Raw genomic sequence first — 16,449 nt, 5'->3', positions numbered from 1 at the left:
CATGAATCTCTTCCACATCGGCTCTGAGCTCCGGCGTTTTGCCAGCGGCAAGCTACCGCGAGCCGCCTTCGTCGTGCTCACCTTGCTTCCGCTGATCTTTGGTGGACTGTTTCCTTGGGCCTACTGGGATCCGATCACTGGCTTGAAGGACCTACCGGTAGCCGTGGTCAATTCCGATCAAGGAGCGGACAAAGACGGTACTCGCATCAATGCTGGTGACCAGGTTATGCATAAACTGCTGCAGACCGACAAGGTCGGTTTCGAGGCAGCCACCGCAGAGCAAGCGGCCCGTGGAGTCGCTGACGGCACCTACTACTTCGCCCTCGAGCTGCCCACCGATTTTTCCCAATCTGTGCTCAGCGTCAACACTGACCAGCCCCAGTCCGCCCAGATCGCCACGGTCTACAACAACGCCAACGGCTTCATTGCCAGCATGCTCGGCAACCAAGTTACGAATCAGGTCGTGGCAACGATCGATGCTGAGCTGGGAAAACAGGCAAGTAACCAGCTCCTGATCGGCTTCAACACGATCGGTGATGGCCTCAGCCAGGCAGCAGACGGCTCGGGGCGACTCAAGGAGGGCGTGACAGATGCTCGCACCGGTGCCAGCCAGCTTGCCGACGGCACCGGGACGCTCTCGGAAAAGAGCGCCCAACTCGATTCAGGCGCTCAGCAGCTGGCTACTGGAGTTCAGCAGCTAGATACGGGACTGAAAGAAGCGAAAAAGGGCGCCTCACAACTCGATCAAGGGCTGACATCGCTGGGCGGCGCAACAGTTCAGCTCGGCAACGGGGCCCAGCAGATCTCAGCCGGGGTCGATCAGGTGGTGACAATGGCGAATCAAGCGACCAACGCTCAAGAGCAGGTGGTTGCACCGCTTGTGACTGCATCGGCGCAGCTGCGTGCACTCGGCGTTCCAGCTGCCGTGGAGCTTGCCAACCAGTTCGACGCTACGATCGCAGCCGTTAATGGTCAGGGCCTCGGCCCGCAATCAACAACAGCCTCCGACCTCAAGCGCTTGCAAGAAGGTGCCCGCACCTTGGCCTACCAACTGGGTGATCCGAATTCGGAATATCGCCTAGGAATGACTGCCGCCGACTCCGGCGCCAGTGAACTCGCGAGCGGTTTGACCCAACTGTCTGAGGGATCAGGCAAGTTGGTCGTCGGCACGCAAACCCTCAGTGATGGGACGACCAAACTCGTTGAAGGCACACAGCAGCTCTCGGTGGGCGCCTCAGCGCTGCGTGACGGATTGGTCCAGCTCGATGAAGGTAGTGGGGAGCTCAGTCTGAAACTAAGTGATGCAGCCTCACGTTCGCCGAAGTTCGATGAGGACAAGCGCGACAAGGCGTCGACAATGCTCGGCCAGATGGTCCAGACACACAACACCGGTCAAACGCTGACTTCCTTCGGCGTGGGACTTGCACCGTTCTTTTCCTCGTTGGCGATGTTCCTCGGCGGCACGATGATGTTCATGGTGCTGCGCCCCCTCAAGCGACGCGCCATCGACTCCGGAATGCACCCAGTACGCGTGGCGATCTCCTCCTGGATACCCGGCATCGTGATCGGCAGTTTGCAGGCCACCGCTGTGTGGTTCGTGCTTGAGGTCGTGCTCAAGGCACATGCCGTTCATCCGATTGGGCTGTGGGCAGCACTGGTCGGAGTGTCGATGTGCTTCGTGGGTGTCACACAGGCAATTAACGCGTTCTTTGGTACGTCAGCGGGTCGTTTGCTCTGCATCATTTTGATGGCGCTACAGCTAGTCTCCTCAGGTGGTCTGTATCCTCCAGAGACCCAGCCAGCATTTCTCCGGTGGTTCCACCACTATGATCCGATTTCCTACTCTGTTGAACTCTTCCGCCAAATGTTGGTGGGCGGACACTCAGTTTTCGACGGCAGATTAGAGCATTCTATCGTGGTGCTCGTGCTGGTCTGGCTGGGCGCAATGACGGTGACTTCGCTGTCTGCCTGGCGTGATCGACTATTGACGCTGGACAAGCTTCACCCAGAACTCGACATATAAAAAGAACACCATCCGGAAATCTTCGGATGGTGTTCTCTGGCTGTCGGGAGACTTATTTGTAAACGCCGCGCCCCAAGGTGTCACAGGACTTCATGGTGCCTTCGTTGAAGCCGGTGAGGAATGCGTTCGCGCGGTCCTTGGAAGAACCGTGTGTCCACAGGTCAGGGCGAACCGAGCCACCCGAACGCTTTTGGATGTTGTCATCGCCCACGGCAGCAGCGGTCTTCATCGCGCTTTCCACCTGCTCAGGGGTGATTTGGTTGAGGATGGCGTCCTCGCCGTCATCGGCATGGTGCGCCCAAATGCCGGCGTAGCAGTCGGCCTGCAGTTCGATCTTCACTGCGTTAGATTCGGCACCAGGATCGTTGTAGTTGGAAAGGCCCAAGGTGCCTTCCAGTTTCTGGATGTGGTGACCGAATTCGTGGGCAACGATGTACTCCTGCGCCAGTGGGGCATTTTCGCCGCCGAGCTTTTCCAGCATGGCAAAGAAGCTGCCGTCGAAGTAAGTGGACTGGTCACCAGGGCAGTAGAACGGGCCGGTGTTTGCGGATGCTGTGCCACAGCCAGAGTTGGTGGTGTTCTCGAAGACAACCAAGCCAGGTTCCGTGTACTGAATTCCAGCTTGTTCCGGCAGCAACTTCTCCCACACACGGTCAACGGAGATGCCGGTGAATTCGATTCGGCAATTCACGTTGTTGTTGGCGTCGGCGCCAGTCTTACACTCGTCGAGGCCACCCGACTGTTCCTGTCCTGCCGGCACTTGTTGCTGTTGGCCAATGACCTGGCCAATGTCCGCAGGGTTGCCACCCATAAGCAAGAACAAGCCGACCATAAGCAGCGTGCCGATACCGCCGCCGGCGGCGAGACGGCCACCGCCACCGCCACGGCTGGCTCGATTCTCGGTCTTCTGGAAATCTTCGCGAAACGTCATGTGTTCCATCTTTCTTTAAGCAACCCCCAAGTGCAACAATTCGAGGGCCTTCCGAGTAGACTCGACACGACTATTAACAGTAATTCCCATTGGAAGGAACATCCTAAGTGTTGCGCACACACCTTGCGGGCGATCTCCGTAAAGACACAGTAGGGCAGTCCGTTACCCTCACCGGTTGGGTTGCCCGCCGACGAGATCACGGCGGCGTGATCTTCATCGATATGCGTGACTGCTCAGGCCTGGCACAGGTGGTGTTCCGCGAAAGTGACGTCGCTGAGCGTGCTCACTCGTTGCGTTCCGAGTACTGTTTGCGCATTACTGGCGTCGTCGAGGCTCGTCCAGAAGGGTCCGAGAACCCGAACCTTGCTTCCGGTGAGATCGAGATCAACGTCACCGAGCTGGAGATTCTCAATGAGGCTGCTCCGCTTCCGTTCCAGATCGATGACCAGTCTAATTCTGGTGAAGTGGGCGAAGAAACCCGCCTGAAGTACCGCTACCTGGATCTGCGTCGCAAGTCCCAGGGTGACGCTTTGCGGCTGCGCTCCGAGGTCAGTAAAGCTGCGCGTCGCGTGCTCGACGCTAATGAGTTCACTGAGATCGAAACTCCTACGCTTACTCGTTCCACCCCGGAAGGTGCCCGCGACTTCCTGGTGCCAGCACGCCTGAAGCCAGGCTCTTGGTACGCGCTGCCTCAGTCCCCTCAGCTGTTCAAGCAGCTGCTGATGGTGGCAGGTATGGAGCGTTACTACCAGATCGCTCGCTGCTACCGTGACGAAGACTTCCGTGCTGACCGCCAGCCTGAGTTCACCCAGTTGGACATCGAGATGTCTTTCGTGGACCAGGACGATGTCATGGCGCTGGGCGAGGAGCTCGCTACCGAAATCTGGAAGCTCATCGGTTACGAAGTTCAGACTCCGATTCCGCGCATGACCTACGCCGACGCTATGAAATACTACGGCTCGGATAAGCCAGACCTGCGCTTTGACATCAAAATCGTCGAATGCACCGAGTTCTTCGAAAACACCACATTCCGCGTGTTCAAGAATGACTACGTCGGTGCCGTCGTTATGCAGGGTGGCGCATCCCAGCCACGTCGCCAGCTTGATGCCTGGCAGGATTGGGCCAAGCAGCGTGGCGCCAAGGGCCTGGCTTACATCCTCATCGGTGAAGACGGCGAGCTGGGTGGTCCAGTGGCCAAGAACATCACAGATGAAGAGCGTGCCGGCATCGCTGAGCACGTTGGCGCACAACCTGGTGACTGTATCTTCTTTGCCGCCGGAGATGTCAAGAGCTCCCGCGCACTCCTCGGCGCAGCTCGTGGTGAGATCGCCCGCAAGCTCGACCTCATTAAGGACGGGGACTGGGCATTCACCTGGATCGTTGACGCACCGCTGTTCGAGCCAGCAGCGGACGCCACGGCATCCGGAGACGTCGCCCTGGGACACTCCGCTTGGACTGCGGTCCACCACGCCTTTACCTCGCCAAAGCCTGAGTGGATCGATAACTTCGAAGAAAACCCAGGCGAAGCAACTGCCTACGCGTATGACCTGGTCTGCAACGGCAATGAAATTGGTGGCGGTTCCATCCGTATTCACCGCCGTGACGTGCAGGAACGTGTGTTCAAGGTCATGGGCATCACCGAAGAAGAGGCGCAGGAGAAGTTCGGCTTCCTGCTAGAGGCATTCTCCTACGGCGCCCCTCCGCACGGCGGCATCGCTTTCGGCTGGGACCGTATCGTCTCCCTGCTGGGCGGGTTCGATTCGATCCGCGATGTCATTGCCTTCCCGAAGTCCGGTGGCGGCGTGGATCCGCTTACTGACGCTCCGGCACCGATTACTCCGCAGCAGCGTAAGGAAGCTGGCATTGATGCCAAGCCGAAGCAAGCAGTGGACGCTGAGGCTGCCAAGTAAGCGCCGTCTTTTACCGTAACTAATGCGAAGTGGCTTGGCTGAAATTGACCAAGCCACTTTCTGCCCTGTTCGCCCAAAGGACACCATTATCAATAAAGGTATGTTACCGAGGGCTTTTTCGACGTAGAATGAGAGCATCCTGAGCTTATGGGTTCACGAAAGGACCATGAAATGCCGACGGAATCGGAGATAGTTGGGCTGGCGGCCGAGCTGCTTACTCGCAGACTCGGTGGCACCCAGACACTCTCCGACCCCGAAACATTGGGTGGTTCCGGCTCGGCCAGGGTGCTCCGCGCCCGCGTTGCTGCCTCGCCATTTTTGGACGAGCGGTCAGTGGTGATCAAGTATGTGCCAGCCTCTGATGATCCCATCGATGACGCAGCGCTGGTACGTGAAATCGTTGCCTACCAGTTCACCAATTCGCTGAGCGAAGAAGTTCGGCCCGGTCCTATGCTGCTCGCTTACGATATCGACCACCGCATCATCGTAATCACCGACGCGGGCGACAGTGAGACGTACGAAGAACTGCTGGCAAGCCCGAATAACGAACTCCGCAAGCAACACCTGCGGAACCTGGGACGCTCATTGGGCAAGCTCCACGTCGGTACCGCCATGCATGAGCCAGACTTCGAGGTTTTGCTCAATCGCATGCTGAAGAGCCACCCAGATACCGCGCACTTGCAGAATTTGCGCGACTTGTCGTTGCTCGCCAGCATTGACAATGGTCTGGAGCTCATTGAGCAATCCGGGGTTGCTGTCCCCGCGGAAGTGCGGGTGGCTGCCAGCGAAGCAAAGCGACGCCTTACTTCCGGAAAACACCGCGCGTTCACTCCGTTTGACTTGTCTCCGGACAACATCGTTTCTGCCAAGCGCACGTATTTCCTGGATTACGAATGGGCTGGTTTCCGCGATGTCACTTTTGACGTGGCCTGCGTTATCGCCGGATTTCCACAATTCGTATCCGCTCAGATCATCTCCGATGACGAGGTCGATGCATTCGTAGAATCGTGGGCCCGCGAAGTTCGAGAGATGTGGCCGAACGCTGACAACATGGACCGACGTGGCAACAGGATCGTGACCGCTTTGGTGGGCTGGGCGCTTGCCAGCGTCGCCTACTTGTACCACGGCTCGATGAACCAGGCAGTGTCCTTGGTGGGGGCGGTTGAGGACACTTCCCTGGGGCAGGAGCTGGAGCCGGAGATCGAAGCACTGGTTGCAGCGGATATTGACGCCGAGTTCAATCTGTTTACGGCTGATTTTCTCTCTGAAGGCACCGCGGAAGGTCGTTTGGTGCGCAAGGACTTGTATGAGACTTTCGAGGCGCTAGCTCGGTTTACGGCCCGTTGGGACGATGGCCGCTTTGCGTCGGTTCGGCGATTCGCGGCCGACATTGTGGAGCGCCTGCGGAACTCAGATGGGTAGCCGTGAGCCAAGAATCGTTGTTTTCCTCCGAACCTGACAATTCTGCGAGTGACTATTTTCACCCATCGCACGACGCACCGTTAGCCGTGCGGATGCGGCCGCGTTCGCTCGATGAGGTGATGGGGCAGGGGCATGTGCTCGGTCCCGGAAAGCCACTGCGTCGCATCATTGAGGGCTCGGGTGAAGCATCGGTGATCCTGTACGGTCCACCAGGCACCGGAAAGACCACCATAGCTTCGCTGATTAGCGCCGCGGCCGGCGACAACTTTGTCGGATTGTCTGCACTGTCATCAGGGGTGAAAGAGGTGCGCGCGGTCATCGACCAGGCCCGACGCGATCTGGTGCACGGCAAACGCACCGTCCTCTTCATCGATGAGGTCCATCGCTTCTCCAAGACTCAACAGGATGCATTGCTAGCTGCAGTTGAAAATCGCACGGTGTTGCTGGTCGCTGCGACCACGGAGAACCCGTCGTTTTCTGTGGTGGCACCGCTGTTGTCGCGTTCGCTGCTTATCCAACTGAAATCTTTGGGGCCGGAAGATATTCGTGCGGTCCTTATGCGGGCGCTTATCGACGACCGGGGTTACGCAGCCAAGTTGAAATCAACCGACGATGCCATCGATATGCTCGTGCAACTTGCAGGCGGAGATGCTCGTCGCAGCCTGACCTACCTAGAAGCCGCCGCCGAGGCGCTTGCTGAAGGGGAGACCCTTACTGCCGAAATTGTTGGTGTGAACATTAACCGAGCGGTTGCCCGCTACGACCGGGACGGCGACCAGCACTATGACATCACCTCGGCGTTCATCAAGTCCATCCGTGGCTCAGATGTCGATGCAGCGTTGCACTATCTGGCGCGGATGATCGACGCCGGTGAAGACCCGCGCTTCATCGCTCGGCGCTTAGTGATTCACGCCAGTGAAGACATTGGGATGGCCGATTCCACAGCGTTGCAAACCGCGATTGCTGCCTACCACGCGGTAAGTTTCATCGGCATGCCGGAAGCGCGCATCACCCTTGCCCACGCGACGGTTCACCTGGCCACCGCGCCAAAGTCGAACGCGGTGTATATGGCCATCGACCGCGCGCTTGCCGACGTCCGTCGCGGCAATGTCGGGGTGGTGCCACCGCATTTGCGCGATGGGCACTATGCGGGAGCCGAGAAACTCGGCAATGCTGTGGGCTACCAGTACCCACACGATGACCCACGAGGCGTAGTCACCCAGCAGTATCTGCCGGATGAGCTTAATCAAGCGGTGTACTACGAACCGACAACGCACGGCGCCGAAAAGCGCCTCCATGACTTTCTGGGTCGCTTACGGAGGATTGTTCGGGGACTTGGCTAGATAATTTAGCTATGGCCGTCGAAAAGCGGTCGGCGAGAGCGGGTAAAGTAGTGTCCCGTAACTTTATTCGCCACCTGAAGCAAGGAACACCTGTCGTGCAGACTCATGAGATCCGGGAACGGTTCACCCAGCACTTTGTTAACGCCGGACACACCGCCGTGCCCAGCGCGTCCCTGATTCTCGACGATCCGAACCTGCTCTTCGTCAACGCCGGCATGGTGCCGTTCAAGCCATACTTCCTGGGTCAGCAGACCCCACCTTTCGAGACCGCGACGAGTATCCAGAAGTGCGTTCGTACGTTGGACATCGAAGAAGTGGGCATCACTACTCGCCACAACACCTTCTTCCAGATGGCCGGCAACTTCTCCTTTGGCAACTACTTCAAAGAAGGTGCCATCAAGCACGCTTGGTCGTTGCTGACCAACTCCGTCGAGGACGGCGGCTACGGCTTCGACCCAGAGCGCCTATGGGTCACTGTTTACCTCGACGATGACGAAGCTGCCGACATCTGGCACAAGCAGATCGGTATTCCGGCCGAGCGCATTCAGCGCCTCGGCATGGCCGACAATTACTGGTCGATGGGCGTACCAGGCCCATGTGGCCCATGTTCTGAGATCTATTACGACCGTGGCCCGGAGCATGGCAAGGACGGTGGCCCTGAGGCTGACGACAACCGTTACCTGGAAATCTGGAACCTCGTGTTCATGCAGAACGAGCGTGGCGAGGGCATCGGTAAGGACAACTTCGAAATCCTCGGCCCACTGCCGAAGCAGAACATCGATACCGGCATGGGCGTCGAGCGTATCGCTTGCTTGCTACAGGGCGTGGACAACGTTTACGAAACCGACCTGCTCCGCCCGGTCATCGACACCGCAGAAAAGCTCACCGGCGCAACATACGGCTCCAACGACCAGGACAACATTCGTTTCCGCGTCATCGCGGACCACTCCCGCACCGGCATGATGCTGATCCTCGATGGTGTCACTCCAGGCAACGAGGGCCGTGGCTACATTCTGCGCCGCCTGCTGCGCCGCATTATCCGTTCTGCACGACTGCTCGGCGCGCAAGGCGCCACCATGGAAGCGTTCATGAACACCATCATGGACACGATGACCCCGTCCTACCCAGAGATTGCGGATTCTCGCGAGCGCATTTTGGCTGTTGCAGTCAACGAGGAGAAGGCCTTCCTCAACACCCTGGAATCCGGCACCAAGCTCTTCGAGGACGCTGCTGCCGAAGCTAAGTCCGCAGGCAAGACCACCATCGCCGGTGACGAGGCGTTCACTCTCCATGACACCTACGGTTTCCCGATTGACCTCACCCTGGAGATGGCCGCCGAGGCTGGCCTCAAGGTGGACGAAGAGGGCTTCCACTCGCTGATGGCAGAGCAAAAGGCCCGTGCCAAGGCCGATTCGCAGGCCAAGAAGCATGGCCACGCCGATCTGACGATCTACCGCGAGTGGGTCGACCAAAACCCAACCGAGTTCGTGGGCTACGACAATCTCGAAGCTGAAGCTCGCGTCCTCGGACTGATCTCGGGTGGTGAAAAGAAGACCACTGTTGGTCAGGGCGACGAGGTTGAGGTCATCCTTGATGTCACGCCGATGTATGCCGAAGCTGGCGGCCAGCTGGGCGACCGCGGCTTGATCCGTGCTGTCGGAGCATTGCTCAACGTCACAGACGTGCAGAAGATCGGCAAGAAGCTGTGGGTACACAAGGCCGTTGTCCAAGAAGGTCAACTGGGATTGGAGGCCGTGACTGCGAGCGTCGATAAGCAGTGGCGTCACGCTGCGCGCCAGGCTCACACCGGCACCCACTTGATCCACGCTGCGCTGCGCCAGGTGCTCGGCCCGACGGCCGTCCAGGCAGGTTCCATGAATAAGCCTGGCTACCTCCGCTTTGACTTCAACTACACCGAAGCACTGACCCCAGAGCAGCTGCACCAGATCGAGCAGATCACGAACCAAGCAGTGGACAATGACTGGGCCGTCAACACCTTCGAGACCACTTTGGCTGAGGCCAAGGCCATGGGTGCGATGGCGCTGTTCGGTGAGAACTACGGCAACGAGGTGCGCCTGGTGGAGATCGGCGGCCCGTTCTCCATGGAGCTGTGTGGCGGAACGCACGTCGCGCACTCTTCGCAAATTGGTCCAGTTGCCGTGCTCGGCGAGAGCTCTGTCGGTTCCGGAGTTCGTCGAATCGAGGCGTACTCCGGCCTGGATTCCTTCAGCTACCTGTCTAAGGAACGCGCTCTGGCTGCCGGTTTGGCCGCCTCCTTGAAAGCACCATCGGAGGAACTGCCGGATCGTATCGCGGCGCTCACCGAAAAGCTCAAGGCTGCCGAAAAGGAAGTTGAGCGGATGCGCCGCGCACAGTTGGTCGCACAAAGCCTTAAGTACGTTGAGTCCGCTCAGGATGTCAATGGTTTCCACGTTATTGCTGTTCAGCTTCCGGCTGGCATCGAAGCTGGCGAGCTGCGCGGCATCGCAACTGAGATGCGCGGCCAGATCGCCAACAAGGATGCCGTTATCGTGCTGGGTGCGGAGTCAGCGGGCAAGGCGCCGTACATCGTTGCAGCGACGAAGTCCGCTATCGCCCGAGGCGTCAAGAGCGGTGATTTGGTCAAGCTCATCGGTCAGTACGTTGATGGGCGTGGCGGCGGTAAGCCTGACATGGCTCAAGGCGCAGGTTCCAACATCGCAGGTCTCCAGGCAGGCTTTGAGGCCGTCAAGAAGGAATTGGAATCTCTTTAGGGACACGCCCGCAAAACTGCAGCTGATTCATTCAGCGAAACGATAGGTTAGATGCATGGTGAAACCGGACATTCCTGGACATGATGATCCAGGGCACGGGCGTCGACTCGCACTTGACGTCGGCACGGTCCGGATCGGGGTTGCTTACTCCAATCGAGAGGCAACCCTAGCCATGCCTTTGGAGACAATCCCGCGTAAGACCGGTCTTAAGGACCGTGACCAGGAAGACATCGAGCGCATCTTGGAGCTGCTTGATGAACACGAGGTTGTTGAGGTCGTTGTCGGCCTGCCACGCGACCTCAAAGGACAAGGCTCGAGCAGCGTCAAGCACGCTAAAGAGATTGCTTTCCGCATTCGTCGCCGCAGCGATGTCATTGTCCGGATGGGCGACGAGCGCCTCACTACCGTCGCAGCGCTCGGCGCAGTGCACGCAGCTGGCAAGACGGAGAAGCAAACCCGCGCGATTATCGACCAAGTGGCAGCAGTAGAGATTCTGCAATCCTGGTTGGACGCTCGACAGCGGTACCTAGAAAGGGCTGAAAGCTGACATGAGAATGGAACCTAAGTACCGGAAGCGTCGTGAACGTGGGCTGGCTGTCCTCGTCGCGTGTTTACTCCTCTTGATTGGAACGGTGGTTTATGTTGCCTATGTGCGAGCCAATCCGCCTAGCTTGATGGACTACCAGGGCACTGGCAACGGTGAAGAGGTAATGGTCGAAATCGCCGAAGGCGAAACTATCTCAGAGCTCGGCCCCGAGTTGGTGGAAGCCGGCGTGGTCAAGTCCAATGGTGCATTCCAAGCCGCTGCGGGACAAAACGATTCCGCCGCAAACGTCACTCCTGGTTTCTATCGGGTACAAAAGGAAATGTCGGCCAAGGAAGCTGTCTCGGCTCTGGTGAACCCTCAGAACAAGGTAGAGCTGCTGCAAGTCCCGGGTGGTCAGACACTTGCGGACGTACGAGTGGTGGGCGGTCAGCTCCGAAAGGGCATTTACTCGACTATCGAGGAAGTGACCTGCAAGCATTCCAACAACTGTGTCAAGGTTGCCCAGCTGGAGCAGGTGGCAGCGACGGCCGATCCGGCGACGCTCGGCGTGCCAGAGTGGGCGCGGGAAGTCGTCGCAAAGCGTGGCAACGATCCGAAGCGGCTGGAAGGCCTCATTATCCCTGGCCAGTACGTGATCAACCCGCAGCACGATGCCACAGCGATCCTGCAGGATCTGATCACGCGTTCGGCGAAACAGTATGAGGAATCGGGCATTGTCGCGCGTTCGCAGGCTATTGGCTTGAGCCCGTATGAGCTGCTCACAGCCGCCTCTTTGGTCGAGCGGGAAGCTCCGCGCGGTGATTTTGACAAGGTTGCCCGCGTTATTCTCAACCGTCTGAAGGAGCCGATGCGACTCGAATTCGACTCCACCGTCAACTACGGTTTGCCGGAACAGGAAATCGCGACCACTGACCAGGATCGCGCCCGCGTGACTCCGTGGAACACCTATGCCAAGGACGGATTGCCAGAGACACCAATCTCTGCTGCTTCGATGGAAGCTATTGCGGCCATGGAGAATCCAGCGCAGGGCGATTGGCTCTTCTTCGTCACCATCGATAAGGACGGCACCACGGTGTTCAACCGCTCCTTTGAGGATCACCAGCGGGATACTCAGAAGTCGATCGACAACGGTGTCTTGGATAGCCAGCGCTGATGGCTAAAGCAGCTGTATTAGGCAGCCCGATCGAACACTCGCTGTCTCCGTTGCTTCATACCGCTGGTTATCGGGCGCTCGGCCTGGACTGGAGCTATGAAAAGCAGGAGTGCACCGCCGAGCAGTTGCCGGCACTCATCTCCCGGGACTATGCGGGATACTCCGTCACCATGCCCTGCAAATTCGCAGCCTTGGAGTTCGCGGACGCGGTAACTCCCAGGGCCAAAGAAATTGGTTCCGCGAACACTTTGGTGCGTACCGACGATGGATGGCTGGCCGATAACACCGACTGTCTCGGCGTCCTGGGCGCTCTAGACGAACTAGGAATCGACAGCCCTACCTCGGCTGTTGTCCTTGGCGCCGGGGGAACCGCACGCGCAGTCCTGTGGGCCCTGCGGGAAAGCGGAGTCACCGACATCACGGTAATGAACCGCAGCGATCGAACCGCCGAGCTGGCAGAGCTTGTCGACGCTCATTGGCTCCCCTTAGGGCCGATCCCGAAAGCCGATGTGGTTATTTCGACGTTGCCCGGAGCCGCTGCTGGTCATCTCGAGATTTCCAGCCCGTTGTTCGACGTCAGCTACAGTCCGTGGCCTCCGCCTTTGATTGCCCAGGCACAGGAGAAGGGGATTCCGTGTGTGGCTGGACACGTTATGCTTGCCCACCAGGCGTATGCCCAGTTTGAGCTGTTCACCGGTTATTCGGCCCCGCGTCCTGAGATGCGGGCTGCTCTGGAATCCGAACTGTTTTAGTTCCGGCAGATTGCTCGAAGGGCAACGGCTCGCCCGCCACGACCGTTTTGAATTATTCTTGTCTACATGGGGGTATATCTGTGGGGGACTATTCTCTGTGGTTTTGACGTGTGCTTTCGGCGTTTGCCAGATTGGTTGACGCTGCCCGCTGCCGTTGTTGCTGCCTATTGCTATCCGAACTGCGTGTGGGGTGGCCTGTTATGGGCTGCGCTCTATAGCCGTCGGGGGATCGGCGGTGGAGATGTGAAGTTGGCGCTGAGTTTGGGCACGGTTGCACTAGCCGGCAATTTTCTCGCTCTTCTCATGGCGATAGCACTGGCATCGCTATTGACAGTTGCTGGCTGTGCTTTAATGCGGCGCCGGTCATTGCCACATGGTCCTTCGATGATTGTGGCAACGTGGCTAGCGGCGTTCGTGCTTCCAAGTGGCCAAATAGGGGGTATCAGCTACTAATGAACCCGGTCACATGAGACAATGTTGGGCATGCTTCGATGGACAACTGCAGGTGAATCCCACGGCCAAGCCCTTATCGCGATGGTAGAGAACATGCCAGCTGGCGTGCCACTGTCATCCGAGGAGGTCTCCGCCCAGCTCGCACGCCGTCGCCTCGGCTATGGGCGCGGAGCGCGCATGAAGTTTGAAGCCGATGAGGTCACGCTGCTCACCGGCGTACGACTAGGCAAAACGCTGGGTAGTCCGGTTGCCATCATGATCGGCAATACCGAGTGGCCGAAGTGGACCACGATCATGTCCGCTGATGCGGTTGATATGTCTGATGAAGAGAATCAGAAAGCATTCGAGTCCGGTCGAGGCGCCCAGCTGACGCGTCCGCGCCCGGGCCATGCGGACTACTCGGGCATGCTCAAGTATGACTTCGAAGATGCCCGCAATGTGCTGGAACGCGCTTCCGCCCGCGAGACCGCGGCCCGTGTGGCAGCAGCAACCCTGGCCCGCAGTTTCCTACGGGAGGTCCTTGGAGTCGAGGTTGTCTCCCACGTTATCGGAATCGGCGAGTATTCCTACGAGGGTGAGCTCCCGAGCTTTGCGGATCTTGAGCAGATCGATGCCTCGCCAGTGCGTGCCCTCGACAAAGATGCAGAAGCGAAGATGATCGCGGAGATCGAAGATGCGAAGAAGTCTGGAGATACTCTGGGCGGTGTGGTTGAGGTCGTAGTCCATGGTCTACCCATTGGACTCGGTTCCCACGTGTCTGGTGAGCAGCGACTGGATGCACAGTTGGCCGCAGCGCTGATGAGCATCCAGGCCATCAAGGGCGTTGAAATGGGCGATGGTTTCGCGCAAGCTCGCAGCCGGGGCAGCGCTGCCCACGATCAAATCGTGCGTGATGGAGCCGGTATTCATCGTGAAAGTAACCGTGCCGGTGGTCTGGAAGGCGGGATGACGAATGGCGAGTCCCTGGTGGTCCGCGCCGCTATGAAGCCTATTTCCACGGTTCCCCGAGCGCTGAAGACTATCGATATGAAAGACGGCAGCGCAGCCAGCGCCATTCATCAGCGTTCCGACGTGTGCGCTGTTCCCGCGGCTGGGGTGGTGGCCGAGGCTATGGTCGCCCTGGTGCTAGCACGCGCTGTATTGGCTAAGTTTGGTGGCGACAGTCTGGCGGAAACAAAGCGGAACGCCGAGAGCTACTTGGCCTACGTGAATCAGCGATTGGAGTTCAAGTAGTGCGTGTGTTGGTCCTAGTAGGTCCACCGGGTGCAGGTAAGTCGACCATTGGGCGTCGTCTAGCTCGCGCCCTCAGCATGGAACTCATTGACACCGATGCCATCATCGAAGAGCGCTTCAGCAAAACCTGCGGCGAGATCTTCTCTGAGCTGGGCGAGCCGAAGTTCCGCGAGATTGAAGAAGAAGTCGTGGCCGAGGCGCTGCAAGGATGCGGCGTCATCAGCCTTGGTGGCGGCGCCGTGCTGAGTCCCAAGACGAGGGACCTACTCGCAGACCTCGAGGTCATTTGGCTGGATGTCTCTGCCGAGGAAGGTCTGCGACGTACTCAGGATGATTCTCGTCCGGTACTACAAGCTGCGGATCCCGCGGCGCGGTACCAGCAGATATTGACTGATCGTGAACCGCTGTACCGCGAGGTAGCAAGCTTCAAAGCACGTACGAATGGCCTTAGCCCACAGAAGATAGTCACTGAAATCTTGTCGCACTTGGAGAACCAATGAGCATTGCAGTAGGGGATTCTTACCACGTCCATATCGGCGCGGGACTACTCGATCGCGTTGCTGAGACCGCAACGAACAAGGCTCTCATCGTGCATCAACCGGTGCTTCGCTCGCAGGCGGAAGCGTTGGCTGCGCAGTTTTCCGAGGCCTACACTTTCGAGATCCCGGATGCCGAAGACGGTAAGACTCTCGGCGTTGCTGAGCGGGCCTGGGATTTTCTAGGGGAGAAGAACTTTAGCCGTTCCGACCTCGTGGTCGGGCTTGGCGGTGGTGCCACTACTGACATCGCTGGATTCATCGCTTCGGCGTGGATGCGCGGGATTCGAGTTGTACAAGTTCCTACCACTCTGCTGGCTATGGTCGATGCTGCGGTTGGCGGAAAGACCGGTATCAATACCGCGGCGGGAAAGAACCTAGTGGGCGCGTTCCACGAACCGCATGCGGTGTACGTTGACCTTGATTTCCTCAAGACACTGCCGGAGGAAGAAATCATTTCGGGTTCTGCCGAGATCATCAAGACCGGCTTCATCGGTGACGAAGAGATCCTGCGCATCTACGAATCGGGCGAGGACAAACTGCCCGAGCTCATCGAACGATCGATCGCAGTCAAGGCGCGAGTCGTAGCAGCCGATCTCAAGGAAAGTTCCCTGCGCGAGATCCTCAACTACGGCCACACTTTCGGACACGCCGTCGAACTAGTCGAAAACTACCGTTGGCGCCATGGCAATGCGGTTGCCGTGGGCATGAGCTTCATCGCCCATCTCTCGCACCAGCAGGGGCTTATCGACGCCCCATTGCTGCAGCGTCACCTCGATATCATCACCAGTGTTGGATTGCCGATCCGTTATGAGGGTGATTTCGATGCCCTGTACGAGGCAATGACTCGCGACAAGAAGAACCGGGGCGGAGGCATTCGTTTTGTGGCCATCACTCAGGTCGGCAAGACGACGCGACTTGAAGGCATGACGAAAGAGCAGTTGCGTGCAGCATTTGAGGCGATGAATCAATGATCTTAGTTTTGAATGGCCCCAACTTGAACCGTCTGGGCAAGCGCCAACCGGAGATCTATGGGCATACGACGCTCGCTGATGTAGAGGCCCGCGTCGGTGAACTCGCCCGCGAGCTCGGGGCAGCAGTCGAATTTCGCCAGTCAAACCATGAAGGCCAGCTCATTGACTGGGTACACGAAGCAGCCGAGAACGGTTGGCAAGTCATCATCAATCCAGGTGGCTACACTCACACGTCTGTCGCACTGCGAGACGCTCTCGTAGAGGTGGAGTTCATCGAGGTACATATCTCTAATGTGCATGCGCGCGAGCCATTCCGCGCTCACAGCTACTTGTCACCGGTGGCCAAGGGCGTGATCGCAGGTCTTGGAACAAAAGGATATGAATTAGCGCTTCGGAGCTTTGTCGAAGAAGTATCATAA

General features: G+C 58.4%; 13 protein-coding genes. 12 read left to right on the top strand and 1 reads right to left on the bottom strand.

Going from position 1 to position 16,449, the window contains the following annotated elements; all coding sequences use genetic code 11:
* The first annotated feature begins 1 nt into the window (after nt 1).
* Complete coding sequence (locus CKALI_RS06210; RefSeq protein WP_156192477.1) at nt 2-2,023, top strand: YhgE/Pip domain-containing protein; 2,022 nt, start codon at nt 2-4, stop codon at nt 2,021-2,023.
* A gap of 52 nt (nt 2,024-2,075) precedes the next feature.
* On the opposite strand, the gene ypfJ is transcribed toward CKALI_RS06210, so the two are convergent.
* Nucleotides 2,076-2,954: a KPN_02809 family neutral zinc metallopeptidase gene (gene ypfJ / locus CKALI_RS06205; RefSeq protein WP_156192476.1), complete on the bottom strand. Its 879-nt coding sequence runs from the start codon at nt 2,952-2,954 to the stop codon at nt 2,076-2,078.
* A 107-nt stretch (nt 2,955-3,061) separates the two neighbouring features.
* On the opposite strand from ypfJ, the gene aspS reads away from it, so the two are divergent.
* From aspS to aroQ, 11 genes are all read left to right on the top strand, one after another.
* Nucleotides 3,062-4,864, top strand: coding sequence for an aspartate--tRNA ligase (gene aspS / locus CKALI_RS06200; protein WP_156192475.1), 1,803 nt, complete (start codon nt 3,062-3,064; stop codon nt 4,862-4,864).
* Between the two features lie 171 nt (nt 4,865-5,035).
* On the top strand, nt 5,036-6,286 hold the full coding sequence (locus tag CKALI_RS06195; RefSeq protein ID WP_156192474.1) for a phosphotransferase family protein: 1,251 nt from the start codon (nt 5,036-5,038) through the stop codon (nt 6,284-6,286).
* Between the two features lie 2 nt (nt 6,287-6,288).
* Nucleotides 6,289-7,629, top strand: a complete 1,341-nt coding sequence (locus CKALI_RS06190) for a replication-associated recombination protein A (RefSeq protein ID WP_407643739.1) — start codon at nt 6,289-6,291, stop codon at nt 7,627-7,629.
* Nucleotides 7,630-7,724: 95 nt separating this feature from the next.
* Nucleotides 7,725-10,382, top strand: coding sequence for an alanine--tRNA ligase (gene alaS, locus CKALI_RS06185; RefSeq protein ID WP_156192473.1), 2,658 nt, complete (start codon nt 7,725-7,727; stop codon nt 10,380-10,382).
* A 55-nt stretch (nt 10,383-10,437) separates the two neighbouring features.
* The gene (ruvX, locus tag CKALI_RS06180) at nt 10,438-10,929 is read left to right on the top strand and encodes a Holliday junction resolvase RuvX (RefSeq protein WP_156192472.1); all 492 of its coding nucleotides are present in this window, start codon (nt 10,438-10,440) and stop codon (nt 10,927-10,929) included.
* Nucleotide 10,930: 1 nt separating this feature from the next.
* Nucleotides 10,931-12,082, top strand: a complete 1,152-nt coding sequence (mltG, locus tag CKALI_RS06175; RefSeq protein ID WP_156192471.1) for an endolytic transglycosylase MltG — start codon at nt 10,931-10,933, stop codon at nt 12,080-12,082.
* On the top strand, nt 12,082-12,834 hold the full coding sequence (locus tag CKALI_RS06170; RefSeq protein WP_156192470.1) for a shikimate dehydrogenase: 753 nt from the start codon (nt 12,082-12,084) through the stop codon (nt 12,832-12,834). The genes mltG and CKALI_RS06170 overlap by 1 nt, the downstream gene beginning before the upstream one ends.
* A gap of 483 nt (nt 12,835-13,317) precedes the next feature.
* Nucleotides 13,318-14,520, top strand: a complete 1,203-nt coding sequence (aroC, locus tag CKALI_RS06160; RefSeq protein ID WP_197079644.1) for a chorismate synthase — start codon at nt 13,318-13,320, stop codon at nt 14,518-14,520.
* Nucleotides 14,521-14,525: 5 nt separating this feature from the next.
* Nucleotides 14,526-15,020 carry a shikimate kinase gene (locus CKALI_RS06155; protein ID WP_326519779.1) on the top strand — a complete coding sequence of 165 codons (495 nt, stop codon included), beginning with the start codon at nt 14,526-14,528 and terminating at the stop codon, nt 15,018-15,020.
* A complete protein-coding gene (gene aroB / locus CKALI_RS06150) occupies nt 15,017-16,030 on the top strand; it encodes a 3-dehydroquinate synthase (RefSeq protein ID WP_156192466.1) in 1,014 nt (337 codons plus the stop codon). The genes CKALI_RS06155 and aroB overlap by 4 nt, the downstream gene beginning before the upstream one ends.
* Nucleotides 16,027-16,449: a type II 3-dehydroquinate dehydratase gene (gene aroQ, locus CKALI_RS06145; protein WP_156192465.1), complete on the top strand. Its 423-nt coding sequence runs from the start codon at nt 16,027-16,029 to the stop codon at nt 16,447-16,449. Before aroB ends, aroQ begins: the two co-directional genes overlap by 4 nt.

The organism is Corynebacterium kalinowskii (genome assembly GCF_009734385.1).
GTDB classification, from domain to species: Bacteria; Actinomycetota; Actinomycetes; order Mycobacteriales; family Mycobacteriaceae; genus Corynebacterium; species Corynebacterium kalinowskii.
This window is presented reverse-complemented; position numbering and strand designations above follow the sequence as displayed.

Coding starts and splice junctions, on each gene's coding strand:
- CKALI_RS06170 (WP_156192470.1), top strand. CDS start 12,082: ATGGCTAAAGCAGCTGTATTAGGCAGCCCGATCGAACACTCGCTGTCT.
- mltG (WP_156192471.1), top strand. CDS start 10,931: ATGAGAATGGAACCTAAGTACCGGAAGCGTCGTGAACGTGGGCTGGCT.
- aroB (WP_156192466.1), top strand. CDS start 15,017: ATGAGCATTGCAGTAGGGGATTCTTACCACGTCCATATCGGCGCGGGA.
- CKALI_RS06210 (WP_156192477.1), top strand. CDS start 2: ATGAATCTCTTCCACATCGGCTCTGAGCTCCGGCGTTTTGCCAGCGGC.
- CKALI_RS06195 (WP_156192474.1), top strand. CDS start 5,036: ATGCCGACGGAATCGGAGATAGTTGGGCTGGCGGCCGAGCTGCTTACT.
- ypfJ (WP_156192476.1), bottom strand. CDS start 2,954: ATGACGTTTCGCGAAGATTTCCAGAAGACCGAGAATCGAGCCAGCCGT.
- ruvX (WP_156192472.1), top strand. CDS start 10,438: ATGGTGAAACCGGACATTCCTGGACATGATGATCCAGGGCACGGGCGT.
- aroQ (WP_156192465.1), top strand. CDS start 16,027: ATGATCTTAGTTTTGAATGGCCCCAACTTGAACCGTCTGGGCAAGCGC.
- aroC (WP_197079644.1), top strand. CDS start 13,318: ATGCTTCGATGGACAACTGCAGGTGAATCCCACGGCCAAGCCCTTATC.